Origin of the sequence: Brevibacillus sp. TJ4, from assembly GCF_044627595.2 — a bacterium.
Taxonomy (GTDB): Bacteria; Bacillota; Bacilli; order Brevibacillales; family Brevibacillaceae; genus Brevibacillus.
Genome location: NZ_CP185865.1, coordinates 3,381,617 through 3,407,150, shown reverse-complemented (window position 1 = coordinate 3,407,150; position 25,534 = coordinate 3,381,617). Strand labels below are relative to the sequence as shown.

Sequence of the window (25,534 nt, the reverse complement as noted above, 5' to 3'; positions counted from 1 at the left end):
GCAGGCCCATCCGGCTTTTTGCTTTGTCTCGCTACAGACGACGATCAGCACATTTCGTAGCTGTCCGGTGAAACGCTGGAAAGAAACGGACTGATCTCCCCGATGAAGTACAGATGAAGCTCGTGCATGGCGCGCGTGCAAGCGGTGTAGAACAGTTTGCGCTCGCTCTCGTCGGCGTAGCGTTCGCGCGAGGCGTCGTAGAGCAGCACGGCATCAAACTCCACGCCTTTTGCCAGGTAGGCGGGGATCACCAGCACACCGGTGTCATAAGAGCTTTGCTCGCTGTCCAGCAGTTGGATCGGCAGGTTTTCGCGCAAGCGGGCATGCGCCAGACGCGCCTCTTCCGCCGTCTTGGTGATGACCGCGATCGTATTGTGCCCCTTTGCCTGCAGCTCGTGGACGCGGGCGCTGATTTTTTCTGCCAGCTCTTCCGAATTCGCTGCCGAGGTGATCGTCGGCAGCCGTCCATCCCGCTGAAACGGTTCGATCTGCTCTCCGCCGGCGATCAACTGGCGGGTGAACAGGACGATCGGGCGTGTCGAACGGTAGCTTTTGGCCAGGACGACTGTTTCCGTCTCTTCCGCTGCATAGAGCGAGGCGACCGCCGCAAATCCTTCTTGTTCCTGGGCATGCGCGTAAATCGCCTGGTTCCAGTCTCCCAGCACCGTCATTTTGGCGCGCGGGAAAAGACGCTTGAGCAAGGCAAACTGAAACGGCGAGTAATCCTGTGCTTCATCGAGGAAGACGTGGCGGACGAGGTTGTTCGTCTGCTGTCCTTCCAGTCGCTCCAGCAAGTAGAGGAAGGCAGGGGTATCCTCGTACGAAAGCTGCCCCTGGTCCAACTGGCGGATCGTGCGCGCGCAGATCGCCGGCCAGTGCTCCAGGACCGCTGCCTCGGTCACACCGAGCTTGGAGAGCAGCGATTCCTCCGCAAAAAACTGGCGGTAGACCGCTGGTGCGTCAAGAAAGCGAAGCTGCTTGATCCATGTGCGCAGCTCGCGGAAGGCGCGCTTGACGACCTTGGCGGCGAGCGCGTCACGTTCACGGTCGAAATCGTCAAAGGACTCCTCGTGAAACTGGTTTTTGCGGCGCAGTTGCTGGTACGTCTGCACGAAATCGTCTTTGTCCAGCAGTTCGAGCTCATCGTCCACCCATGGCTTCCGCCGCTCGGATCGCTCCCGTTTTTTCAGCTCGGACAAAAGCCATCTTGCTGCAAGATGCAGCCGATTGGGAATCGGCAGCGAGCGTTCCAGGCTGTAAAAGTAGTCTTTGATCTGCTCGCCCGAGATGATCGTGTGCTCGCGAAACAGCAGGTCGCGAAAGACCATTCCGGATTCCATCAGCAGTTGGACGTAGGAGTCCAGCACTTGCAAAAAGCGCGCTGACGATTTGAAGCGGATGCTCTCCAGCCGGGTTGCGTAGCCCGCTTTGCCGCTGTTTTGCAAAACGGCTTCCATATGGGCGAGCGGATGCTCCAGCGCAAAGAGCGAGCCCAGACGATGCTCGGCGTACTCCTGAAACGTGCTTTGCTCCATGTTTTCCTCGCCCAGCTCCGGCAAGACGGTCGAGACATAGCTGGAAAACAGCCGGTTGGGCGAAAACAGCACGATCTGGTCGGCACGCAGGGATTGCCGGTAGCGGTAGAGCAGATAGGCGATGCGCTGCATGGCAGCAGAGGTCTTGCCGCTGCCCGCTGCCCCGGAGACGATCAGCAGTCGGCTGCGCTCGTTGCGGATGATCTGGTTCTGCTCTTTCTGGATAGTCGCCACGATGCTTTTCATCTGGTTGTCGGCCTGTTTGCCCAGTACCTCCTGCAACAGCTCGTCGCCAATCGTCACTCCCGTATCGAATACGTGGAGCAGGCGGCCGTCGCGGATCACGTACTGCCGTTTTGCGGTCATTTCACCGCTGATGCTTCCTGCCGGCGTCTCATAGGTGACCGGGCCGGGCGCGTAGTCGTAGTACAGGCTGGATATCGGCGCGCGCCAGTCGTAGACGAGGAACTGTTCGTCCGACTCATCTTGCACGGAGGCGATGCCCAGGTAGATCGGCTCGGCATGCGCTTCGGATTCCTCGCGAAAGTCGATTCTGCCGAAGTACGGAGAGGCGGCAAGCCGCTTCAAGGTTTTCAGCCGTTGCAGGGCGTGTTGATGGACCCGCTCCCGCTCTGAGAGGACCTCTGCCTGCTGCTTGATGCTGGCATACGTATCGGCGGCTTCGACGGCGTCATCGAAGTTGACGGTGACATCGTCCCAAAAATGCTTGCGGATGCTGACGATGTCCTCGCCGACATCGCTTGCTTCTTTCGAAAGGCTGTCGATTTGCCTGCCGATTTCCGCAACCACCTGCTCCACGCGTCGTTGTTCGGCTTGGCGCTCTTGTTCGGAAATGCTCATGGTACCGCTCCTTTTTGGGTGATCGTTGTACACGAGAAGATGTTGACAGAAAAAACGATGTGTGGTATGATAGAAGTAGAGAAATATGCCCGATAATTATCTTTAAAGGGGTCCATTCCCCAGTTTACCATAAGAGTGTATCACTTTCAATGCGTATGTATGAGAAAAAAGGCATCGTCGACTCCATGACGTTGCCTTTTTCGTTTATCCAAACACAGGCTGCTCCCACCATCCTGCCGCAAACAGCCATTCGCCGCTGTCGCTTTCCCCGCGGGCTGGCAGCAAAACCATCACCGCCGTCCCGGGATCGAGAATCCAGTGTCCGCCCTTTTCCGAGGGAACGGTCGTCATCGCGGGCAGGATGCGGGTCGAGACGGTTACGCCTTGGCGCGGGATGTCGGCGCTGCCGCTGGCAAAGAGGATTTTACCGTGAGCAGACGGACAGGCGGAAAGCTGGACATAGCCCGGCGAAACCTGGTTCGAGGTTTTTGCCCCGACGATCGACTTCGTCGCGCCAAACCAGATTTGCGCTTCCTGCGGCTGGGCGGAGAAGTTGGTCAGTACAAATTCATTGATGTACAACTGCACGCCGGAACCGGCAGGATTGGCCAAAGCAGCGTAGCTGCAGCCTCCTGCTCCAAGCGGCATCTTGTCCGTCTGGCCGAGGTAGTATCTGCACTGGCTGGCCATCGCCATCGCGTACGGAGTGACGATATGCCGATTGAGCGTGTCGGCGGCTGGCGGGGTGGGAAACGGGAAGTACCCCATCTGCATGTACATATCCGGCATTCCGTAATAGTAGGAGGGCGGGGTGTAGGATGTGCTTGGCATGGCGTCCACTCCTTGGAGGGTGTAGTAACCCTACACCATATGGCGGACGCCGTTGTCTTGTGCCTGGTTTTGCTGTCAGCCGCTTCCTTTTGCTCAGGGAATTGTTTTAGGAAGCGATTTTCCAGGCGTGTACAGCCAGCAAGGCCCACCCGATCAAAAACAGTACGCCGCCGATCGGGGTAATCGCCCCGAATGTCTTGATCCCGCTTATCGCCAGCGTGTACAAGCTGCCGGAGAAGATCAGGGTGCCTGCGACAAAACACCAGCCTGCCCAGGTGAGGCCGGTTGCTTCCGGATACCATTTGATCAGCATTGCCACGAGAATGATCGCCAGGGCATGTGTCGTCTGGTATGTCACGCCTGTCTGAAAGACACCGAGCGAGTATTCGTCAAGACGCGCCTTGAGCCCGTGGGCGCCAAACGCCCCAAGCGCTACGGACAAAAAGCCGCTGATGCTGCCGAGCATAAGAAACAGTTTCACGCGTATTCACTCCTTGTAGTATGTCAAACCGCCCGTCTGACAGGCAGTCCGCTACCGTTCACGCATATTGTACCTCATCGGCATGGACGATGCCCAATTGCAATTTGGTGAACCGTTTGTAGACATGTGTACAAACCGTTTCTCTCCTTTTTCATAACATGTAGGGACGGCTGCAGACCATACGCGCTGTCACGGGAGGTGAAAGGGAGATGAGTGTCAGATGGCTCTCTTTTCTCGGCGGTTTGCTGGGAGGATTCGGGCTGGTGAGAGCTCCGTTGGAGAATTCTTTTCTCTCCGGTCTTGATCCTATTGTGGATGGAATCGGGATTATCGCGATCCTGATCTTCTCGGGTGCGATGATTTACTCTGCGGTTCGCGATTGGTTCCAAGGCTAAAACCTATGTACTCTTTCTTTATGAACAGGCGCCTCCACAGAGGGAGCGCCTTTTTTCTGGCTTCTTTTCTCGCTTTCCGCCATATACATGTAGAAGCAGCAGCAGAAAACAGGAGGGGGAAAGCATGACCAACGACGAGCGCAGGGAGCTGGAGCGTTCCATCGATGAAATTACGGAGATTGCCAAAGGCTTTGGACTGGACTTTTACCCGATGCGATACGAAATTTGTCCGGCCGATATTATTTATACATTTGGCGCGTACGGGATGCCGACGCGATTTTCTCACTGGAGCTTTGGCAAGTCGTTTCACCGGATGAAACTGCAGTACGACTTGAACCTGAGCAAGATTTACGAGCTTGTCATCAACTCCAATCCGTGCTACGCCTTTTTGCTCGACGGCAATACACTGATCCAGAACAAACTGATCGTCGCCCACGTCCTCGCGCATTGTGATTTTTTCAAAAACAACGCGCGCTTCTCCAACACCAACCGAGACATGGTGGAGAGCATGGCCGCCAGTTCGGAGCGGATTCGCCAGTACGAAATCCAGCACGGCAAGGAAGCGGTAGAACAACTGCTCGACGCCGCGCTCGCCATCCAGGAGCACATCGATCCGAGTCTGCTGCGGCCCAAGCTGCGCTGGAAGCGGGAGCAGGACGAATCGCCGGCAAACAAGGGCAGAGAGCGCACCTCGCCCTACGACGATCTGTGGAGCCTGGATAAAACCGACAAACAGCAGCCCGAGCCAAAAGCGCCGCGCAAATTCCCGCCCGAACCGGAAAAAGACCTGCTGCTGTTCCTGATGGAATACAGCAATGTCCTGGAAGACTGGCAGCGCGACTGCCTGACGATCGTCCGTGACGAGATGCTCTACTTCTGGCCGCAGTTGGAGACGAAGATTATGAACGAAGGCTGGGCTACCTACTGGCATATGCGCATCCTGCGGGAGATGGAGCTGACGGAAGCGGAGACGATCGACTTCGCCAAGCTGCACTCGTCGGTGATCCAGCCGTCGACGACCAGCATCAATCCGTATCACCTCGGCCTGAAAATTTTCGAGGACATCGAGGAGCGCTGGAACAACCCGACGAAGGAAGAGCAGGAGCGCTTCGGACGCAAGCCGGGCGAAGGGCGGGCGAAGATTTTCGAGGTGCGCGAGCTGGAGTCGGACATCAGCTTTATCCGCAACTTCCTGACCAAAGACCTCGTCAGCAAGCTCGACCTCTACATGTTCGGCAAGCAGGGCAATGAATGGGTAGTCACGGAAAAGCAGTGGGAGCAGGTGCGCGACGGACTGGCTGCCACCCGCGTCAACGGCGGATTCCCCTACTTGCTCGTCCACGACGGCGATCATTTGCGCTCCGGCGAGCTGTACCTGAAGCATCACTTCGAGGACCTCGAGCTGGATGTGAAGTATGTGGAGAAGACGTTGCCGTACGTCCATACCCTCTGGGGGAAGACGGTTCATCTGGAGACAGTGCTGGAAGAGCGTCCGGTCCTGTTTACGTACGACGGGAAAAAGGTGCACCGGCGGTTTTTGTAGGGTGAAATGACTTGGATCTGCGTTTCATGTGCCGATGATCTGTGTTGACAGCAAAAACGATGCAAACAAACGCGCCAGAACGGGAATCCTACACAGACAAATGAATCGAGTCGTTATCGAATATGCGATAACGGCTTTTTCTTTTGAAAAAATGACAGGAAGTAGCTGGAAATTTTACTGCACAATACAAAAGTTAGGTCTATTATAAACAATATCATCTCTTTCTTTGGGGGCACTCCAATGACCGATTTTCTCTTCAATGTCTTGCAACTGGTTATGGTCGATCTCGTTTTGAGTGGGGACAACGCAGTGGTGATTGCGCTTGCTTGCCGCAACTTGCCTCCACAGCTGCAGAAAAAAGCAATCTTTTGGGGGATGATGGGTGCGATCGGGATGCGTGTCATCCTGACCTTCATCGCGATCTGGCTGCTGAAAATTCCACTGGTGCAAATGATCGGCGGCTTGCTGCTCTTCTGGATCGCGGTCAAACTGCTCAAAGGCGAGGATGACGAGGCAGAGGTGGCGGGCGGCTCGACGATGTGGGGAGCGATGAAGACGATTATTTTCGCGGACATGATTATGAGTCTGGACAATGTCATTGCGGTAGCGGGTGCGGCGAAAGGGAGTTTGCCGCTCGTCATCATCGGTCTGGCCATCAGTATTCCGATTATTATTTGGGGAAGCCGTATTCTGATGAAGCTGATGAGCCGATTCCCGGTAATCATCGTGGCGGGAGCGGCGGTTCTCGGATTTACCGCAGGCCAGATGATCGCGGAGGACAAGCTGTTTGGCAGCTTTTTGCAGGCGACACTTCCTGTTCTGCAGCCGGTAATTCCGCTATGCTTTGCGCTCATCGTGATCGTGTTTGGCGTGTACGTGAAGCGCAGGGAGAAAAAGAATGGGGTCACATAGAATTTTGTAGGGAGACAGGATAGCCTATGGAGAATCGAGACTGGTCGATTTTGCAAATCTTGTATCAAGAACAAAACATTACGCGGGCGGCGCAGCGCTTGTACCTGTCGCAGCCTGCCCTGACCAAGCGGCTGAGACAGATTGAAAAAGAGTTTGGCGTGCAAATCGTGCATCGCGGCAGGCGGGGCGTTCACTTTACGCCGCAGGGCGAGTACCTGGCAATGTGTGCCGATGAAATGCTGGTCAAGCTGAGCAAGATCAAGGAGCATGTCGCCAATATGGGGGAGAGGGTAAAAGGAACGCTGCGACTCGGCGTATCCAGCTATTTCGCCCGCTATCAGCTGCCCAACCTGCTGAAGCATTTTTCGGCGGCGTATCCGGACGTGGAGTTCAAGGTGGTAACGGGCTTCAGCAAGGATGTCTACAAATCGGTATACAACCAGGATGTCCACATCGGGTTTGTCCGCGGAAACTATAGCTGGGCCGAAAAAAAGCTGCTTTTGTTTGAGGAAACGATATGTGCGGTCGCCAAAAATCCGTTCTCCTTGCATGATTTGCCAACCATGCCGCGGATCGATTACGAGACCGATCCGCTGCTTTTGGCGTTGGTGAACAACTGGTGGTCCGCCCACTACTCCCAGCCGCCCCTGATCGGGATGGTGGTCGACAAGGCCGACACGTGCCGGGAAATGGTGTCCTGCGGATTGGGCTACGGCATTTTGCCCCGGCTGATGCTCAAGGACATCGACGATCTGTATCTGTACGAGCTCACGGACACATCCGGCAAGCCGATCAAGCGGCAGACGTGGATGTTTTGCCACGAAGACTCGATGGAGCTGAAGATGGTGGCTGCCTTCGTCCGCTTCATGGAGGAATGGACGAGGAAGCATCATCGCTAGCAGTGCTGACAAACAGGAGGAGGGCATTACAGGCGCTGCAATTTCCTGGTATTCGTATTGTTGATTGCTCTCGATAACGATTTTCTATTTTGTCCTGCCTTGTTCATTCGTTTACACTGGAGAACAGACCGAGGCTTAGCAACGAGAGAAAAGGATGTGATGACAGATGCTGCTTCGGACGCTGGCAACCTTGCTGATCGGCTCCATGGGCGGCCTGCTTTTTGCTGCGATTCACAGTCCGCTTCCGTGGCTTTTGGGTGCTTTGGTAACCACCGTGGTCGTGAAAGTCCTCGGCTATGACAAGCTCTGGGCTCCCCGCTGGCTGCGCAGCATCGGGCTTGTCGTGGTGGGAATCTCGCTCGGGCTGAGGATGACGCCGGCCATTATGGAGACGATGACGGACCATATCGGCTTGATGCTTCTTGCGACTTTCATTACGCTTTTGTTTGGTCTGATCAACATGCTGATCATGCACAAAATGGCAGATGTCGATTGGGTCACTGCGTTTATTAGCAATGTTCCCGGCGGGCTGTCGGAAATGCTGTCGATCGGGGAAAAAGTCGGGGGAAATCAACAGATCATTTCCATTTTTCATTCAATCCGCGTCGTCGTGATCGTCCTGTCGACGCCGTTTCTCGTCACCTGGCTCTATGCGCATCCGCTGTCTGCGGCAGCGAGCGTGCAAAATGGAGAGATGGGACTGGTGCCGACGCTGCTGATTCTCGCGGCAGGCGCCGTGGCGGCCGTGCTGGCGACGCGAATCTCGATTCCGGCTCCGTACATGCTGGGGCCGATGCTGTTGACTGCCGTGCTCTGTGTCAGTACCAACGTGCTGCCGGAGGACCACGCACTGCCTGCTTTTCTCGTCCAGGTCGCGCAGGTTTTGATCGGGGTCAGTACCGGGCTTCAGTTCTCGCGGGAAGACATCATCAAGCATCGCCGGCTGTTCAGCTTTGCGCTGGTGCATGCCTTCCTGCTGCTGGGCATGACCCTTACCCTGGCGCTGTCGATTTCCTATCTGACGAGTACCGATGTGATTACCAATATCCTCGCTACTTCACCCGGCGGCTTGACCGAGATGGGGCTGATGGCACTGTCGGTCGGGGCTGATCCGCTGCTGGTGATGGCGTTCCAGTTGTTCCGCGTGCTGTTTATCCTGTTCGCCGTCTCATACGGCGTCCGTGCCTGGTTGAAGCGGTATCGCAAGGAAGAGTTTAGCTAAAGCGCATGCGCCATAAGGCAAATGCCTGACAAGCCTGTATCTTTTCTGCCCGGAAGGCAGCGAGGATGCAGGCTTTTTTCGTGCCATTCACGCTTTTGTCACAAAGGAAAAACATGACATGCCAGCAGACAAGAGGATTCCGCGAAAAAAATTGACCATTTTTTGATTATTTTTTGAACAAAACATGAACAAGAAGTGAAAATTATGTTACAATCACATCAAGAGGAAAACGATTTCATTTTACGATGACAGGGGTATGGTAGCATGAACGAGGATAAAAGAGCAGCGGACACATTGAAATGGATGGCTTGGACAGCCACGATCGTCGGAACGCTTCTTTTGGTGTTTACTGCAAGCGATTTTCGATCGGAGAATTTGCCACTGATGGTTTCCATCGGATGCTTGATCGCTGGCATGAACATTTTCCTGCTCAGCACCGTCTTTCGCCTGATGCACATGTGGAAACAAAGAGTGTAAACATATAATAAGGAAAACAAGTATTTGAACCCGGAGCTTGCCTGGCTCCGGGTTTTTTGCTGTATGCAGAAGCAAAAGATCCCAGAAAAATTCCTCAATCGTGAGTTTCATGGCTTTTATGGCAATCCTGAACAATATTTTGATCAACTCGTGACCGCTTCGTGAAAACTTTGTAACAAAAAAGATACGAAAAAATGAACGTGCGCAAAAAGCGATAGCAAAACGGGATTACTTTGATAACATGTAAATGCGCATACGAGTCATGTTCAATTATATTGAAATTGCCTTTTGTGAATTGAGGAGGGATCAGGAGAATGAGAGGAACCAAATTGCTAAGACAAGTTCATCTTTGGGTCTTGGCAGCGCTGGCAAGCACTCTGCTGGCAGGGTGCGGAGATGAGTATGTTGTCCTCAATCCGAAGGGGCCAGTGGCACAGACGCAATATGATCTCATCGTTATTTCCACCATATTGTGTGCGATCATCATCATTCCGGTACTAGCGCTTACGGCATTTATTGTATATCGCTATCGCGACACGCCGGGAAACAAGGCTTCGTACAAGCCAGAATGGGCGCACAGCACGACGCTTGAGGTAATTTGGTGGGGAATTCCTGTCATTATCGTCGCGCTGTTGGGCTACTTCACGGTTCGGGACGTGTACGCTTTGAAAGAGTCCCCAAATAAAGAAGTACCGCCGATTACGATTCAGGTGACGTCACTGGACTGGAAATGGTTGTTTACTTATCCTGAACAGGGAATTGCTACGGTCAACTATCTGGAGATCCCTGCTGGTGTCCCGGTACAGTTCCATCTTTCGGCAGAAGCGCCGATGAACTCGTTCTGGGTGCCTGAGCTTGGCGGTCAGATTTACGCCATGTCCGGGATGACTACGGAATTGTATCTGCAAGCAGATGAACCGGGCGAATTTGACGGAAGAGGAGCCAACTTCACGGGTGAAGGCTTTGCACATATGAACTTCAAGGTTGTCGCCAAACCACAGGAAGAGTTTGACCAGTGGGTAAAAGAAGTAAAAGGCACGACTCCTGCTCTTACCAAAGAAGATTACGAAGAGTTGAAACAGCCAGGATTGGCTGAAGTGATGACCTTCTCATCGTTCCCGGAGGGCCTGTTTGAAGAAATCGTATCCAAGTACAGTCACGGACACCCGATGCATTCAAGCGATGCCGCTCCACAGACGAACGAGTAGCACTGGTCGCTGAACCGAAAGTAACAGTCGAATCGCATGCATGGCATGGACAGTTGAAAGGGAGGGGAAATACCAGATGTGGGAGAGCCTAAAGGAGTTTGCATCCACATTCTTTGTTACTGGTGATCCGCTGATTTACGGTGCGATGGTCTCCATTGCTCTGACAATGGTGGCAATCGTCTTCGTATTGACGAAATATAAAAAATGGGGCTGGCTGTGGCGCGAATGGCTGACTACAGTCGACCACAAAAAGATCGGGATCATGTACCTGATCGCTTCGCTTCTGATGTTGTTCCGCGGTGGTGTGGACGCGCTGTTGATGCGTGCCCAGCTCGCGTTTCCAAACGTAGAGTTTTTGCACTCGGACCACTACAATGCGATCTTTACCACGCACGGCACGATTATGATTTTGTTCATGGCGATGCCGATGATGTTTGCTTTGTTCAACATGGTCGTTCCCCTGCAAATCGGGGCGCGCGACGTCGCTTTTCCGTTTTTGAACGCCGTCAGCTTCTGGGTGTTCCTGTTTGGTGCGATGCTGTTCAACCTGTCGTTTGTCATCGGGGGCTCCCCGGATGCAGGCTGGCTGTCGTATCCGCCATTGTCACAAAATGAATTTAGCCCCGGTCCAGGGCAGAACTTCTGGATTTGGGGGATACAGATTTCCGGTATCGGTAGCTTGGCGTCCGGGATCAACTTTATCGTAACCATTCTGAAAATGCGTGCCCCTGGCATGACATTGATGAAAATGCCGATGTTCACCTGGTCTGTATTCTCCAGTTGCGTGATGATCATCCTGGCATTCCCGATCCTGACTGTAACACTTGCTCTGCTGTACCTTGACCGTTTCGCCGGTGCCCATTTCTTCACGATGGATGGCGGCGGTAACCCGATGATGTACCTCAACCTCATCTGGATGTGGGGACACCCTGAGGTATACATCGTAGTCGTGCCAGCGTTCGGGATCTTCTCCGAAGTGGTGGCGACCTTTGCCCGGAAAAAACTGTTTGGCTACACCTCGATGGTCGCGGCTGTCATGGGGATCGCTCTTTTCTCGTTCTTCACCTGGGCCCACCACTTCTTCACGATGGGTACGGACGCCAGCGTAATCGCCTTCTTCGCCGTTACGACGATGCTGATCGCGATTCCGACCGGGGTGAAGATTTTCAACTGGCTGTTCACGATGTATCGAGGCAGGATTTCGTTCAAACAGCCGATGCTGTGGACGATTGCCTTTATCCCGTGCTTCGTCGTCGGGGGAGCTACCGGGGTCATGCTGGCGGTTGCTCCGGCTGACTACCAGTACCACAACAGCTACTTCCTGATCGCTCACTTCCACCAGGTACTGATCGGTGGGGTCGTGTTTGGATACTTGGCCGGGATTTACTACTGGTGGCCAAAAATCGTCGGCTTCAAGCTGGACGAAAAGCTGGGCCAATGGGCTTTCTGGCTGTGGAATATCGGTTTCTACGTCTGCTTCATGCCGCAGTACGCGCTCGGCTTCATGGGTATGACACGCCGTTACTACACGTACGGCTGGGATTACGGTTGGGATATGCTCAACCTCATCTCCACGGTCGGTGCTTTCCTGATGGGGATCGGCTTTATCTTCCAGGTATGGCAAATCGCCTACAGCATCAAGCACGGGGAGCGCGACACGACAGGCGACCCGTGGAATGGACGCACGCTGGAATGGTCGATTCCGTCGCCAGCGCCATTCTACAACTTCGCTGTCACGCCAAAAGTAAAAGAGCTGGATGACTGGTGGAGAATCAAAGAAGAAAAAGCAAGTGGCACGTATAAAGAAGAGCCTGTGCATCTGGAGCCGATCCATATGCCGAAAAACTCAGGGATTCCGTTCGTTATGTCCGCCTTCTGGTTCGTCGCTGGTTTCGGTTTCGTCTGGGAATGGGTCTGGATGGCTGTCATCGGTATGATCGGCGTATTTGCCTGCATGTGGGCGCGCTCCTTCGTCTACGATGACGACTACTACGTGACCGTGGACGAAGTGAAACGCACGGAATCCTCGCTGGGGAGGGTTTACTAATGCAACAAGTGGCAAATAAACATGAGCATGGCCATGGTCACGATCACGGCCATGCGGATCTGGAAGAGATGAAAGTATTAGGTTTCTGGATCTTCCTGGTGACGGACTGCATCCTGTTCGGTACCCTCTTCGCGACCTTTGCGGTTATGAATCACAGCTTTGCCGGAGGGCCGACGGGCGCGGAACTGTTTGAAATGCCAGGGATCATCGCCTCCACCTTTATCCTTTTGACGAGCAGCTTCACCAGCGGCTTGGCGATTCTGGCGATGAACAAAGGCAAAGTGAAGGAACTGATCGGCTGGCTGATTGTTACCGCGCTGCTGGGTCTGTCCTTCGTCGTATTGGAAATCAACGAGTTTATGCACCTGGTTCACGAGGGAGCGACGATTGGTACGAGTGCCTACTGGTCTGCCTTCTTTACACTGGTAGGAACGCACGGATTGCACGTGTCGATCGGTCTGTTCTGGATGGTAGCGATTATGATGCAACTGCGCCGCCGCGGTCTGACTCCGGTGACGCGCCGCAAAGTAACGACGCTCAGCCTGTACTGGCACTTCCTCGACGTCGTATGGATTTTCCTCTTTACAGTCGTCTACCTGATGGGGGTGATGTAGGATGGCACACGGAAACCACGGCGCACACCATGAAGAACATCATGGCTCGCTCAAGTCTTACGTAATCGGGTTTGTCCTCTCAATCGTGCTTACGGTCATCCCGCTCGTACTGGTGATGAATCCGCTGTTTAGCAAAACGATGACCATCGTCCTGATCATGGTGATGGCGGTCCTGCAATTCGTGATTCAGCTGTTCTTCTTCATGCACATTCGCGAAGGAGAAAAGCCGCGCTGGAACGTCCAGACGCTGATCCTCGGCATGGTGATTGTCTTGACGATCGTGCTGGGTTCGATCTGGATTATGACGTTCAACGTGTAACGGAAAAAGCCTATACAAACAAGAGCATGGCAAGACGTTTCTTCGTCTGTTGCCATGCTCTTTCTTTTTGTCGCAGGGACTGAAAATGAAACGATCGCCCGAACCATAAATCGGGTGGTTTCAGGCGCGCAAGAAGGCGGCTGTGCGCCGCCTGCGTCCCATATATCGGTCCCGCGTACGCAAAGGTCTAACGCCGACGGATAAAAAGGGGCTCACGATTCCTGGCGATGCCCGTGCTCATGTTCATGTTCATGTTCATGTTCATGTTCATCATGTTGCTCGCCTGCCTGACACATCAGTCCGGGATGGTGGATGTTGGCATTTTCGATCTGGATGGTGGCATGGCTGATGTGGAATCTTCGTTCCAGAAGCTGCAGCGCTTCACGCAGGATCGGGTAGCTTTCGATACCGTCTTTCACCCGCAGATGGCAGGTGAGCGAGTCAAATCCCGAGGTGACGGTCCAGACGTGCAGGTCATGGACATTTTGCACTCCGGGGATATTGGATAATGCCTGGCTGACCTGTTCGACGCTGACTGAAGAAGGCGTTCCTTCCATCAGCACGTTGACGGACTCCTTGGTCACCCGCCAGGCGCTCAAGAGGACGAGTACGCCGACGACGATACTGATGAGCGGGTCCGCCACATACCAGCCAAACTGCCACATGACGAAGCCTGCGGCGATAGCGCCGATCGAACCGAGCATATCGCCCAGCACGTGCAAAAATGCGCTGCGCATGTTCAGGTTGTGCTGGTAATCGCCGCGCATCAGGACGAAAGCCGCAACGATGTTAGCCAATAACCCGAGAAACGCGATGCCCATCATTTGCAGGCTGGCTACCTCCGGGGGAGCGGACAGCCGCTGGTACGCTTCCCAGAAAATGTAGAGCGATACGAGCACGAGCGTAACGCCGTTGAGCAAGGCGGCGAGTATTTCAAAGCGGTGGTAGCCGTACGTTTTGCGGGCAGAAGGCTTTTTGCCTGCGACATGCAGGGCGACCAGGCTGAGCAGCAAGGCCGATGCGTCGCTGAGCATGTGGCCTGCGTCGGACAGCAGGGCGAGGCTGTTAGTGAGAAGACCGCCGATGACTTCGACGACGAGGAAAACGGCAATGATCGCCAGGGCGATCGCCAAAGCCCGCTTGTTCGCTCCTTTGCCGTGATGATGATGGCTATGTTCATGGGAGTGGTGGTCATGGTGTAGTCCCATACGAACCCTCCTTTCGTTGGATAAACATTCCTGCTGTACTTCAAAGTATAGGGGATTACGATCAAACATTCAAGTGATTATTTGAATATAAACTCAAAGCAGTTTTCTCTCTCTAATTTTTCTTTGTATTTTTTCATACATAGTATATAATAATGTATGAAAAAGTTTTGAAAACGAGGAAGGGAGCGGTTTACATGTACGATATCGTAGTTGTTGGTGGCGGTCCCGCAGGGGGAAGCGCAGCGCTGTTTGCAGCGAAGGCGGGCAAGAAGACTTTGCTGATTGACAGCGACAAAAGCATGACCAAACGCGCATGGATGGAAAATCACTACGGAATCATGGAGATCGCGGGACCGGACCTGATCGAGACAGGCAAGAAGCAAGCTGCCAAATTCGGAGCTGAAGTGATCACAGACCAGGTGACCGATGTGCGCAAAAACGGGCAGGGGCTCGTTGTGGAAACGGAAGCAGGCAGCTTTGAAGCGAAGCATGTCATTCTGGCGACAGGTGCAGTCGTGGAACTCGCGCAAAAAATCGGAGTCAATACGAAAGACGGAACCGAACCGCGCATCAAGACTGTCGTCGATGTGGATGGACAAGGCAAAACCAACATCGAGGGAATTTGGGCTGCCGGCACATGCGCAGGTGTGAGTGTACATACGATTATCACATCTGGCGACGGAGCCAAGGTCGCGATCAACGTCATCAGCGAGCTGAACGGCGAACGCTACGTCGATCACGATGTCCTGAAGACGACCTGATAGCGTCTTTGAGCCAGTAACGAAACGGTTGGAAGCGGCCACTCTCCCAAAGCGAAATCTGCCGGGAGAGTGGCTTTTTTGCGCCTGCTTATGAACGAATTATGAACATTCGCAAACAGTGATGTATTCTAATAGAATTCAGCTATAATCAGGGTAGTGAAGTAGACAGATAGCAGGGAGGACCTCCTTTTTATGATGAAAACAGCGTTGGGACGCTTTCGACTCATCAGCCTCATCGAAGGTATTTCATATCTCGTATTGTTGTTTGTTGCCATGCCGCTCAAGTACATGATGGATATTCCCATCGCTGTTACCGTAGCAGGGATGCTCCATGGTGTGTTATTCTGTTTGTATATTCTCGCTCTTGGTCATGTGACGTTCGCCAACCGCTGGTCATTTTTGCGGGTGGTTGGAGCGTTTATAGCGTCTTTGTTGCCCTTTGGCAATTTTGTATTGGACAGGCGGATTCGTCACGAAGCGTAACCGTGCTGTCATATAAATAGCGTAGGGAGAAGGCGGGTACTCTACCCGTCTTTTATCTGTGCTCATCTTACAAAAAAAGGAAATTACCACAGGTCAAAAGCAAAAAGGAGATTGTGACGTGGGCTTCACATTTATTGGGATTATCATCGGGATCAATATTTTGTACGTTTCTTTTTTCACACTGCGCATGTTGATGGTAATCAAGGGGTACCGCCTTCTCGCTTCCCTGTTGGCGATGGTGGAGGTGTTTGTCTACCTCAAAGGCTTGGAGCTCGTCCTGGACAATCTCGACAACCCGATCAATCTGGCAGCCTACTGTATCGGCTGGGGGATGGGGGTGTTCGTCGGGAGCAAGATCGAGGAATATCTGGCTCTCGGCTACGTCACCGTACAGGTGGTCGTCGACTCGCTGGAAATGGAGTTGCCCGGAAAGCTCCGTGAGCACGGTTTTGGTGTCACCTCCTGGGTGGCGGAAGGCAGAGATGGCCCACGTCTGATGATGCAGGTGTTGACCAAGCGCAGCAACGAGCAAAAGCTGTGGAAGCTGGTAACCAGTATGGCGCCGAAAGCATTTATCGTCTCCTTTGAGCCGAAGAACCTGAAAGGCGGATTTTGGGTCAAGCGCTTGCGTTGACAAATATTCGCAGCCAGAATACGGCAAAAAAGCAGCCAGTCTCTTTCCCGAAATAACGGGAGAGGCTGGCTGCTTGTGCGTTTAGTCCTGGGAGCGCCCTTTGATTGTCACGTTGACGCCAGGTTTGGCTTTGTCATGCGCTGCTTGGCTATCCGACGATACTGGTTCGGCTGCGCTTGCTTGCGGCGGGCGGGAAAAGAGGGCGGAGAACGCTCCGTGGAGTCCAAGCTCACCGTATTTCTCACGGAATTCCGCCACCGTGCCGCTCTGTGCCACTTTGCCGTCCATCAAAAAGAGCGCCCGGTCCGCGACAGCGTCTGCGACCTGCAACTGGTGGGTGGTAAAGATGACCGATTGGCCGTCTTCCTTCAACCCTCTGACCAGATCGACGAATGCGTCCATCCAATACGGGTCCAGCCCGTTGGTCGGCTCATCGAGCACGACCAGAGCCGGATCTGCCAGCACGGCCTGGGCGAACAGGAGGCGCTGCTGCATCCCTTTGGAAAACTGGCCGACGCGTCTGTCTTTTGCTTCGTACAAGCCGACTGCTTTCAGCGCCTGGTCGACGACCGATGCGGGCACTTCCCGCAGTCCGGCGTAAAACGACAGCGTCTCGTGCGCCGTCAGCCCCGGAGCGAAGTTGAAATGGTCGGGCATGTAGCCGATTTGCTCCAGGTAGTGCACCCGCTGCTGCTTCCAGGTGCAGCCGTTCAATTCGATCGTGCCGGCGCTCGGTTGGAGAATACCGACGATCATCCGCAAGATCGTGCTTTTGCCCGCGCCGTTTCCACCGCACAAGGCGACCACTTCACCCGGTGCGATCGTCAAGTCAAACGGATGCACGATTTGCTTTTTCTTGATCGTCTTTTCCACCTGCCTGATGACCAGTCCGTTGTCAGCCATGGTATCTCCTCCTTTCCCAGATGAAGATCGCCGCGTACATCGTAATGCAGATCCACATGAACAAGAGCATGAAAAAGCCGACTGCCCCGAAAGGCGAATCAAACCAGTTGACCCACTGGAAGTACTCCGGCCCGAAAATAGAGCCGCCGCCGAGCCAGATCACGGAGAAGAAGCGGACCAGCTCGGCAGGATTGCAGATGATCGCTGCCTGGAGGATCGGCTTGATCCAGGTGTAGGGAACAAAGCTGAGCACCGAAATCAAAAGCGTCGGCCAGGCCAGGATGAGAAAGAACCAGACGCTGACCCCCATCGTAAGCGCCTGCCAGCGGTTGTTGCTAATGGCGCCGATCAGCATGGCGATCCCTAAAAACATCAAGATGATGAGAATCGAGAAGCAGAGCAAAAATGCCAGCGTTGCCAGGGAAAAACCGGCTCCGACCAGCGCTCCTGCGACCCCGGACAGACCAAAGCCGAAGCAGACGATCACGATCAGGACGACAGATTGTCCGAAGTATTTGCCCATCAGATAGGAAGCGCTGGTCAGCGAATAGGTGGATAGCAACTGCCAGCTTCCGTCCTCTTTTTCACCCGTCAGCGAAAAAGAGGAGAGCAGAATCGTCATCAAAGGAAGCAGGTACAAAATCAGGGTGAGCATGCTGCCTGTCGTGTACGTGTACCCTTCGAGATAGGAACGCGATTGAATCACCATCAGGGCGAGCGTAAACAGGGTGAACAGGGCGAGAAACGAGTAGGACCAGGGATTGCGAAACCCCAGCTTCAGCTCCCGTTTGGCGATATGGTAGAAATGCACTATGCCCTCATCCTTTGCTAGTTGTGTGTTTGGTCGCTGTCCGTGCTTCCGTGATGGTCAGAAGTGCCTTCATGGCTGCCGTGCTGTTCATGCCCGGCTCCGCCATGCTGCGTCATGTTGCGCTCCCAGCTATGGCTGGCGAGATCGTCAAAGGTCAAAATTTTGCCTGTTCCCTTTTCCTGTACAAACGATTGTGCCGAGACTTCGTCCTGGAAAGAGTAGATGCCGTATCCCATCGGGGTCTGGAAGCTGGAATCGTAGACGAAAGCCGCCTCTTTTGCATCCAGCCATTCCTCCGTGTTGTAGTCGCGGACGTACTGGACATGGACGTGATCCAGGCCGTTTTTGTGTGCCCACTCGTTCATGCAGCCGAGGTCGTCAAACTTCAAGGCCCGCCCGTCATTGAGCAGCAGTTGGGTAGCGTTGTGATCGTCGGCGATGTGCATATGGCATATCTCGCACTCATCCACGCCTTCCTGGATGGCGACCGGCTGCGCTTCATTCGAGCCGCATCCCATCAGCAAAAATCCCATTCCTGCCATACCGAGTAACGCTTGTTTCCACTTTTTCATTTTCGTTTCACTCCTATATACATAAATGTCATACTGAACAGGAGCAAGCACGCTCCGAGCAGTCCAGCGGGAAGCGAAGAGGCTTCCGCCTGGGGCAGCGCATCATCCAGCGGGGGTGCCATCAAGGGCGCAGTATCGCGGATGGTGACCGAACCGGCGGAAAACAGACTCTCCAGGAAGGCGAATCCAGGAGCCTGAAAAAACAGTTGATAAGGCGGGACGGCATCCGTCAGGGCGAGAAAAAACGGGTTCATCTCAAAGGGCAGATCGCTTCGCCCGTCTCCGTCCACATCCAGGGCTTGCAGGTTGTCCCAGTAGTTGCCGTCGAACTGGTTGCGTTCGCTATCCTGTGCCTGCGCCTGAATCACATTGGAGACAAATTGATTGCCGACGACCTCGTTGCCGGATGAATCCACAGTCTGCATCCCGATAAAGTTCAGCGACAGCTCGTTGTCCGCAATCGTGTTGCCGGTCGAGTCCTCGATGTAGAGGCCGACGCGGTTGCCTTCGATGATGTTGTTCTCCAGCACAGAATCGGTGACGGTGAACAGCAGCACGCCCTGGGAGTTGGGATTGTCCCTTTGCTTGAGAAACTGGTTGCCGGTTACCGTGGCAGTGCTCGTGTCCATCAGCATCGCGCCAGTCACGTTGCCGCTGCCCGTATTGTCGCGCAGCACCGTACCGGAAGTAGCCATCAGGTGATAGCCGTAGCGGGATTTTTCCACTATGTTGAGCGCGATGGTATTCTCCTGGCTGCTTTCCAGGTAAATGCCGTCGTACATATTGATGACCTGATTGGCGACGATCTCGTTTTGATGCGATGCGAGCAGATCGATGCCATTGCCTTTTCGCGGCTTGACGCCCGGCTGCTGGACGGGCTGGGTAAGCTGCTGGTGGGCTGCGTGGTCATGGCCGATGTCTGCCGCCGCCTCGTTGGGGTCGAGCACGTGTCCGGTGATGCGAATCTCGCGCAGCATATTGCCGCTGGCATTGCGCAGTTGAATCCCGGTACCCATCGTGTCGATCTCCACCTGTTCGATCCGGTTGGCGTTGCCGCGAATGACCAAAGTCGCTTGCGGATTGTTGATCCGGTTGTCGAGCAATTGCACGCCTTTTATCGTCACCTGGTCACTGTCGATCGTCAGTACCGGATCATCATTTTGGGTCGTGATGACGACAGTGCCGGACGCTTGCAGCACGATCGGTTTGTTCACCTGAATCGGTCCCTCGTACTCGCCTTCGGGGATGGTCAGGACGTCGCCGGGTGCAGCCTGGTCAATCCGTGCCTGCAGCGAGAAAATCTCCTCTTCGGCCTGACCGGCAAGCGGCATACAGACCATTGTGAGCAGACAGAGCGACAGCGGTACGACAAGGCGTGCGAGGAGTAGTTGATTCTGACGCGAAAACAACGGTTCTCCCTCCTTCCTCTCTGATGCTACTATATATGATAACAGGCAAATCTGCTCTGTAGATGACCCAACAGGGCTATGAAAAAAGGCAAAAAAGCAAAAACTTCGTTTGGCTTCTCTATATTTTCCATATAGAAAGGAAGGTAGACTGTGAAAAGCGAATTGGAAAAAGCCTTCCAGACGATGCTCGACAACTGGGAGCGCATGAAGCGCAGTGTCGAGGACGATGCAGAAGAGGACGCTGATCAGTTCCAGTCTTCATTTTACAAGCTGACGGAACAGCTGCGCGACTGGTTCGGGCAAAGGCAAGATCAACCGAAGTCGCTCGATGAGGCGATGCAGACTGAAGAGATCAGCCGCATGCTGGATCGTCTTCCGGCAGAACTGCTGCTCAACTTTGAGACGGAGCTGGAATTGATTGTGGAAGGGCAGCAAAGGGAAGAGGATGCGAGGTACGACTAGAGAAGAGGATGAGTCTACCACAGAAAACCCCGGGGCTTTGCTTCGGGGGTTTCTGTGTGCAAACGAGCTGCACTCTCAAGGGGGCAATATTTCCAGGAAAATCCAATGGGATCAAAAGAAAATGTATGAATCTTTAAAAAAGTGTAAATCCATGCTGCAATTACCGTATGCCTCCCATGGACAACGATAACGAATGAGCAAAGTTCGTAAGTTTGTTATCTATTATTCCGCTTCTGTCCCGATTACATTATTTGATATGTAAGAAAAATCAAAAAAATGGGGGATGGCCGGAAGAGAAAGGACAAAAAGAACGGTTCGCTCTGGAATTGCAATGGAAACTGATCTACTGGGGTAAAGGGGGATGAAATCATGTCAATGGTTACGAATAAAGCGGACGCAGTGGAAACAACAGCGGATCAAAAGAAAACCCGGAAAGGGGTGTTTTGGCCCGCTTTTCTCGTCGTAGGCGGAGGAGCCCTGCTCGGAATCGTCAACAACCAGTTGTTGACCGATATTTCAATGAACGGGTTTTTGGCCTCGCTTCGCGGGCTGGGATGGCTCTATCAAATCGTGTCGATCGTGGCGTTGCTCATTGTTGTTATCGTGACGTTCTCCAAAATAGGAAACATTCGCTTGGGAGGAGAAGACGCTAAAGCCAAGTATTCGTTTGGTACGTGGTTCGCCATGGCTCTGAGCGGCGGAATTGCGACAGGCGTGGTCACATATGGGGTCAATGAACCGATCATTTACTTTGCCAACATCTATGGGGAAATGGAGAATACCGGGGTTACTCCGGGAACGCCTCTGGCCGCCATTTATGCCATGGGACGAAGTTTTTACAACTGGTCGTTTATCCCGTACGCGATGTACTCGCTGAGCGGATTGATCGCCGCGTATCTCTATTTCAATCGCAAGCAATCGCTGTCGGTGACTTCCACGTTAACGCCCCTGTTCGGCGCAAAGGTACAGAAGGGGATATGGACAAGCATCATCGATACATTGGCAGTCTTGGCGATTGCACTCGGCCTGGCGTCCTCTCTGGGAGCTGGCCTTGCGCTGATCGGGTCTGGCATCGAGGCGACGTACGGCATCAAGCAAGGGCCGATGATGTGGCTCGGGTTGACATTTCTCATTACCGCGACTTTTACGCTCTCGGCTCTCAAGGGACTGGACAATGGAATTCGCAGGCTATCGAATATCAATGCAAAGGTCTTTTATATCTTGTTGATCGCACTTGTCATCATCGGTCCTACATTATACATGTTACGAACCTCTACTGCGGGAATGGCGTACTGGCTGCAGAATTTTTGGGGATGGGGGCTCGACCCGATTGATTTGGGCGGAGAGGCGCTCGTCATGTGGTGGACCTTGTACGATTGGGCGATCTGGATTGCCTACGCACCGCTCATGGGCATTTTTCTCGCCGTCATCTCGCACGGCCGGACCATTCGCGAATTTATGATTGTCAACTGGATATTGCCTTCTGTCTTCGGCCTGATTTGGTTCGGAGTTTGGGGAGGAACTGCTTTGTACTGGCAGCAGAACAACATTGTCGACCTCGCAGCCACGATCAAGGCCAGCGGGGCAGTTGCCGGGCTCTGGGCATTTTTGGCCAACCTTCCGCTGGGAGCGATCATTATCCCGGTTGTCATGCTGACCTTGATTTTGTCCTTCGCGACCGCTGCCGATTCGATGGTGCGGACCATTTCCACGTTGTGTACGGCCAACATTCGCCATGACGAAGAGCCGGCAAAATGGAAAACGCTTCTCTGGGCTCTGTCCATCGGTGTTATTTCGTTCGTCATGGTGGCGTTTGCCGGCGGTGCCCAAGGGGTCGACGGCGTGAAATATCTGGCTGCCCTTGGTGGCTCGACGGTCCTTTTCGTCTTCGTGTTGCAGGTCGCCTCTGCGATTAAGCTGTTCTTCATGGACAAAGCGGATAAATGATCAACGCAAGGAAAGGAGAAGCACATGCGAGCAAAAGACATCTCGAAAGTAACTCTAGGGGCTCCGCTTACACTGGAAGAATTCGTCGCGGTAGCCCGGTTTCGTGCCGAGGTCCAGTTTTCCGACGACTATCGAAAACGGGTGGAGCGGTCCCGTCAACTCGTTGAGCAGTGGATAGAAGAAGGCATCGTCATGTACGGGGTGAATACAGGTTTCGGCGCCCTCTGCACGGAAGTGATCTCTGCGGAGCAAACGGCAGAGCTGCAGCGCAATATTTTGCTGTCCCACGCCACTTCGGTCGGAGAACCGCTGTCGGAGGAAGACGTGCGGGCGACGATGCTGATGGTCCTGCAAAACCTGGGGCAAGGGTATTCCGGGGTTCGGCTTGAGACGCTGGACATGTATCGGAAGTTTTTGCAAGTTGGCCTCACCCCCTTTGCTCCCCGGGAAGGCTCTGTCGGGTATTTGAGTCCGGAATCCCACATGGCTCTCGTCCTGATGGGTGAAGGAAAGGCGTATGTGGCAGGAGAGCTGCTGCCGGCCAAAGAAGCGCTGCGCCGGGTTGGGCTGGAGCCGATTGTGCTTTCTGCCAAAGAAGGATTGGCCCTTGCCAGCGGGACGACGAGTCCGACAGCTATCGGGGCGTTGGCGCTCCACGACATGCTGAAGGCTGCCAAGACTGCCGATGTGATCGGCGCGATGACGCTGGAAGTCCTGAAGGGAACGACGCGCGCCTTCGACGATCGGCTGATGAGCGTACGCCCGCATCCCGAGCAGAGACAGACGGCCGCCAATCTGCGAAATATTTTGGAGGACTCGCAAATTGCCAAGACATTCGTCGATTACCGCCTCCAGGACGCGCTTTCCTTGCGTGCGATTCCACAACTGCACGGAGCCGCAAAGAAAACATTGTACGACGCGTTGCAGACGTTTGCAATCGAGCTAAATGCGTGCAGTGACAATCCGATTATTTGGCCGGACGAGGACGCGGGAGCCATCTCAGGCTGCAACTGCGATTCGTCGTATGTAGGGATCGAGCTGGATTCGGCTTGTATAGCCGCCACAGCCATCGCGAAAATGTCGGAGCGGCGCAACAATCGGCTCATCAACAGCCAGCTTTCCGGGTATCCGGCCTTTCTCATCGCCAAACCCGGACTCAACTCCGGACTGATGATCCCCCAGTATACCCAGGCGGGGCTCCTCAATGACATGAAGATATTGTCGCATCCGGCGACGGTGGACAGCATACCGACATGCGCAGATCAGGAAGACTATGTGGCGATGGGCTACAATGCCGCCAAAAAAGCGCGCCAGGTGGCTGAAAAGCTCGAATATGTACTGGCAGTCGAACTATTGTCTGTGTACTGTGCCCATTCGTTTGTGGAACGCGACCTTTCCCCAGGCTCTGCATCTCGCGCTGTCCTTGCGCGAATCTCGCAGGTTGTGCCCAGGCTGGAAGGCGACATCTACCTGTACCCGCATCTGGAAACGCTGCGCGCGATGATTCATTCGGGGGAAATCATCGATTGTGTGGAGGAAGCTATCGGCGCATTGCAGTAACGATGGTCCTTTGCTGTCTTTTCCAAATATTCTTGAAACAGGAAGAAAAGGGCGCTACGATGAACGCAGGGAAGACACTGCCGCTTATGAAAAGTCCGGTGAAATGCCGCGACAAAAGGACGGTCAAAGGAGGTCTTTGATGCTGCGCTCATTTATCGAGGTAAGTCCCGAAAGCCATTTTCCCATTCACAACCTGCCATACGGCGTGTTCCGTACGCGGGCTGGCGGCACTGCGCGCGTCGGCGTGGCGATTGGCGACTATGTGCTGGATCTGTCCGTCCTGGATAGAGCCGGACATTTCCGTAATACCGCAGTTTGTGGCAAGGAGGTCTTTTCCAGGGATTCGCTGGATGCTTTCATGGCGGCTGGTCCGGCGGCGTGGCACGAGGTCCGGCAGATCGTCCAGCGATTGCTGCGCGCAGACGAGCCGCTGCTGCGGGACAATGCCTCGCTTCGCAGTGCGGCATTGGTGCGCCAAAACGATGTCGAACTGCTTTTGCCAGTCCGCATTGGCGACTATACGGACTTTTACGCCTCGAAGGAACATGCGACAAATGTAGGTGTGATGTTTCGCGGCAAGGAACAGGCACTGATGCCGAACTGGACGCATTTGCCGGTCGGCTATCACGGACGCGCCAGCTCGGTAGTCGTAAGCGGCACAGATATACGCCGTCCACGCGGGCAAATCAAGCCGGCTGATTCGTCAGATCCTCTCTTTGCTGCCAGTAGCCAGCTTGATTTCGAATTGGAAATGGGACTGTTTATCGGTCCCGGCAATCCTCTGGGGACACCGATTTCGATCGCAGATGCGGAGAGCCATATCTTTGGGCTTGTATTGGTAAACGACTGGAGCGCCCGTGACATCCAGGCCTGGGAATACCAGCCGCTCGGGCCGTTTTTGGGGAAAAATTTCGCGACTTCGATCTCGCCCTGGGTGGTGCCGCTGGCGGCGCTGGAACCATTTCGCATCGAAGGGCCGCCGCAGGAGCCTGAGCCGCTGGCGTATTTGCGCACGACAGGAAAGACGTCTTTTGACATCCAGCTTGAGGCGTATGTGCAGGGAGATGGCATGGAGCGGCCTGAGCGGATTTGTGCCAGCAACTTTCGCTATTTGTACTGGAGCATGGCCCAGCAGATCGCTCATCACACTGTCGGAGGATGCAATTTGCGTCCGGGTGATCTGCTCGCCTCAGGGACGATTAGCGGACCGCACAGACAGGCACGGGGCTGTCTATTGGAGTTGACCTGGCGCGGAACAGAGCCGCTGGTTCTGAAAAACGGAGAGTTGCGGCGATGGCTGGAGGACGGCGATCGGGTGACGATCACCGGGTGGTGCCAGGGGGATGGATACAGGGTTGGCTTTGGAGAAGTAACAGGCCGTATCCTTCCGGCTTTGCCGTAACCGGACACATCCCAAAATAACCCGGTATTCTCCTGTGG

25 protein-coding genes are annotated in these 25,534 nt (G+C 54.2%); 17 read left to right on the top strand and 8 right to left on the bottom strand.

From position 1 onward, the window contains the following. Positions 1-44 precede the first annotated feature (44 nt). From helD to ACAF76_RS16640, 3 genes are all read right to left on the bottom strand, one after another. Entirely contained in the window at positions 45-2,396 is a 2,352-nt protein-coding gene (helD, locus tag ACAF76_RS16650) for an RNA polymerase recycling motor HelD (protein ID WP_400161986.1), read from the bottom strand. A gap of 204 nt (positions 2,397-2,600) precedes the next feature. Then, complete coding sequence (locus tag ACAF76_RS16645) at positions 2,601-3,227, bottom strand: DUF6143 family protein (RefSeq protein WP_400161985.1); 627 nt, start codon at positions 3,225-3,227, stop codon at positions 2,601-2,603. Positions 3,228-3,333: 106 nt separating this feature from the next. Beyond that, positions 3,334-3,708: a DUF423 domain-containing protein gene (locus ACAF76_RS16640; RefSeq protein WP_400161984.1), complete on the bottom strand. Its 375-nt coding sequence runs from the start codon at positions 3,706-3,708 to the stop codon at positions 3,334-3,336. Positions 3,709-3,917: 209 nt separating this feature from the next. Here ACAF76_RS16640 and ACAF76_RS16635 point away from each other — a divergent pair, with 209 nt between their 5' ends. The 10 genes from ACAF76_RS16635 to cyoD all read left to right on the top strand — a co-directional run bounded on the left by ACAF76_RS16635 (position 3,918) and on the right by cyoD (position 13,344). Further along, the gene (locus ACAF76_RS16635) at positions 3,918-4,103 is read left to right on the top strand and encodes a hypothetical protein (RefSeq protein ID WP_400161983.1); all 186 of its coding nucleotides are present in this window, start codon (positions 3,918-3,920) and stop codon (positions 4,101-4,103) included. 124 nt (positions 4,104-4,227) lie between these two features. Next, positions 4,228-5,646, top strand: coding sequence for a SpoVR family protein (locus ACAF76_RS16630; protein WP_400161982.1), 1,419 nt, complete (start codon positions 4,228-4,230; stop codon positions 5,644-5,646). A 240-nt stretch (positions 5,647-5,886) separates the two neighbouring features. Then, positions 5,887-6,558, top strand: a complete 672-nt coding sequence (locus tag ACAF76_RS16625; protein WP_400161981.1) for a TerC family protein — start codon at positions 5,887-5,889, stop codon at positions 6,556-6,558. A gap of 26 nt (positions 6,559-6,584) precedes the next feature. Then, positions 6,585-7,457, top strand: coding sequence for a LysR family transcriptional regulator (locus ACAF76_RS16620; protein ID WP_400161980.1), 873 nt, complete (start codon positions 6,585-6,587; stop codon positions 7,455-7,457). A gap of 166 nt (positions 7,458-7,623) precedes the next feature. Further along, entirely contained in the window at positions 7,624-8,679 is a 1,056-nt protein-coding gene (locus ACAF76_RS16615; protein WP_400161979.1) for an AbrB family transcriptional regulator, read from the top strand. Between the two features lie 264 nt (positions 8,680-8,943). Continuing rightward, entirely contained in the window at positions 8,944-9,156 is a 213-nt protein-coding gene (locus ACAF76_RS16610; RefSeq protein ID WP_400161978.1) for a hypothetical protein, read from the top strand. A gap of 314 nt (positions 9,157-9,470) precedes the next feature. Next, entirely contained in the window at positions 9,471-10,364 is an 894-nt protein-coding gene (qoxA, locus tag ACAF76_RS16605) for a cytochrome aa3 quinol oxidase subunit II (RefSeq protein WP_400161977.1), read from the top strand. A 76-nt stretch (positions 10,365-10,440) separates the two neighbouring features. After that, the gene (locus ACAF76_RS16600; RefSeq protein WP_400161976.1) at positions 10,441-12,411 is read left to right on the top strand and encodes a cbb3-type cytochrome c oxidase subunit I; all 1,971 of its coding nucleotides are present in this window, start codon (positions 10,441-10,443) and stop codon (positions 12,409-12,411) included. Beyond that, entirely contained in the window at positions 12,411-13,025 is a 615-nt protein-coding gene (gene cyoC, locus ACAF76_RS16595) for a cytochrome o ubiquinol oxidase subunit III (RefSeq protein ID WP_400161974.1), read from the top strand. The genes ACAF76_RS16600 and cyoC overlap by 1 nt, the downstream gene beginning before the upstream one ends. Position 13,026: 1 nt before the next feature. Continuing rightward, positions 13,027-13,344, top strand: a complete 318-nt coding sequence (gene cyoD, locus ACAF76_RS16590; RefSeq protein ID WP_400161973.1) for a cytochrome o ubiquinol oxidase subunit IV — start codon at positions 13,027-13,029, stop codon at positions 13,342-13,344. Positions 13,345-13,556: 212 nt separating this feature from the next. Here the strand turns inward: cyoD and ACAF76_RS16585 are convergent, their stop codons facing one another. Next, on the bottom strand, positions 13,557-14,552 hold the full coding sequence (locus ACAF76_RS16585) for a cation diffusion facilitator family transporter (protein ID WP_400161972.1): 996 nt from the start codon (positions 14,550-14,552) through the stop codon (positions 13,557-13,559). 194 nt (positions 14,553-14,746) lie between these two features. On the opposite strand from ACAF76_RS16585, the gene ACAF76_RS16580 reads away from it, so the two are divergent. The 3 genes from ACAF76_RS16580 (at position 14,747) to ACAF76_RS16570 (ending at position 16,430) form a co-directional block, all read left to right on the top strand. Continuing rightward, positions 14,747-15,313: an FAD-dependent oxidoreductase gene (locus tag ACAF76_RS16580; RefSeq protein ID WP_400161971.1), complete on the top strand. Its 567-nt coding sequence runs from the start codon at positions 14,747-14,749 to the stop codon at positions 15,311-15,313. A gap of 192 nt (positions 15,314-15,505) precedes the next feature. Further along, positions 15,506-15,796: a DUF3817 domain-containing protein gene (locus tag ACAF76_RS16575; protein WP_400161970.1), complete on the top strand. Its 291-nt coding sequence runs from the start codon at positions 15,506-15,508 to the stop codon at positions 15,794-15,796. A gap of 118 nt (positions 15,797-15,914) precedes the next feature. Then, positions 15,915-16,430 (top strand): DUF2179 domain-containing protein, encoded by a 516-nt coding sequence (locus ACAF76_RS16570; RefSeq protein ID WP_400161969.1) that lies wholly within the window; start codon positions 15,915-15,917, stop codon positions 16,428-16,430. A gap of 81 nt (positions 16,431-16,511) precedes the next feature. Here the strand turns inward: ACAF76_RS16570 and ACAF76_RS16565 are convergent, their stop codons facing one another. The 4 genes from ACAF76_RS16565 to ACAF76_RS16550 are packed head-to-tail and all read right to left on the bottom strand — an operon-like array spanning position 16,512 to position 20,125. Continuing rightward, complete coding sequence (locus tag ACAF76_RS16565) at positions 16,512-17,333, bottom strand: ABC transporter ATP-binding protein (RefSeq protein WP_400161968.1); 822 nt, start codon at positions 17,331-17,333, stop codon at positions 16,512-16,514. After that, the gene (locus ACAF76_RS16560) at positions 17,326-18,144 is read right to left on the bottom strand and encodes an ABC transporter permease (RefSeq protein ID WP_400161967.1); all 819 of its coding nucleotides are present in this window, start codon (positions 18,142-18,144) and stop codon (positions 17,326-17,328) included. Before ACAF76_RS16560 ends, ACAF76_RS16565 begins: the two co-directional genes overlap by 8 nt. Positions 18,145-18,161: 17 nt before the next feature. Next, positions 18,162-18,716 (bottom strand): nitrous oxide reductase accessory protein NosL, encoded by a 555-nt coding sequence (locus ACAF76_RS16555; RefSeq protein ID WP_400161966.1) that lies wholly within the window; start codon positions 18,714-18,716, stop codon positions 18,162-18,164. Next, positions 18,713-20,125: a nitrous oxide reductase family maturation protein NosD gene (locus tag ACAF76_RS16550; protein ID WP_400161965.1), complete on the bottom strand. Its 1,413-nt coding sequence runs from the start codon at positions 20,123-20,125 to the stop codon at positions 18,713-18,715. The genes ACAF76_RS16555 and ACAF76_RS16550 overlap by 4 nt, the downstream gene beginning before the upstream one ends. A 150-nt stretch (positions 20,126-20,275) precedes the next feature. Between ACAF76_RS16550 and ACAF76_RS16545 the strand changes: the two genes are divergently transcribed. From ACAF76_RS16545 to fahA, 4 genes are all read left to right on the top strand, one after another. After that, positions 20,276-20,587, top strand: a complete 312-nt coding sequence (locus ACAF76_RS16545; protein WP_400161964.1) for a hypothetical protein — start codon at positions 20,276-20,278, stop codon at positions 20,585-20,587. 369 nt (positions 20,588-20,956) lie between these two features. Further along, positions 20,957-22,534, top strand: a complete 1,578-nt coding sequence (locus ACAF76_RS16540; protein WP_400161963.1) for a BCCT family transporter — start codon at positions 20,957-20,959, stop codon at positions 22,532-22,534. Positions 22,535-22,558: 24 nt separating this feature from the next. Continuing rightward, positions 22,559-24,094, top strand: coding sequence for a histidine ammonia-lyase (locus tag ACAF76_RS16535; RefSeq protein WP_400161962.1), 1,536 nt, complete (start codon positions 22,559-22,561; stop codon positions 24,092-24,094). A gap of 139 nt (positions 24,095-24,233) precedes the next feature. Next, positions 24,234-25,496, top strand: a complete 1,263-nt coding sequence (gene fahA / locus ACAF76_RS16530) for a fumarylacetoacetase (protein WP_400161961.1) — start codon at positions 24,234-24,236, stop codon at positions 25,494-25,496. Positions 25,497-25,534 lie beyond the last annotated feature (38 nt).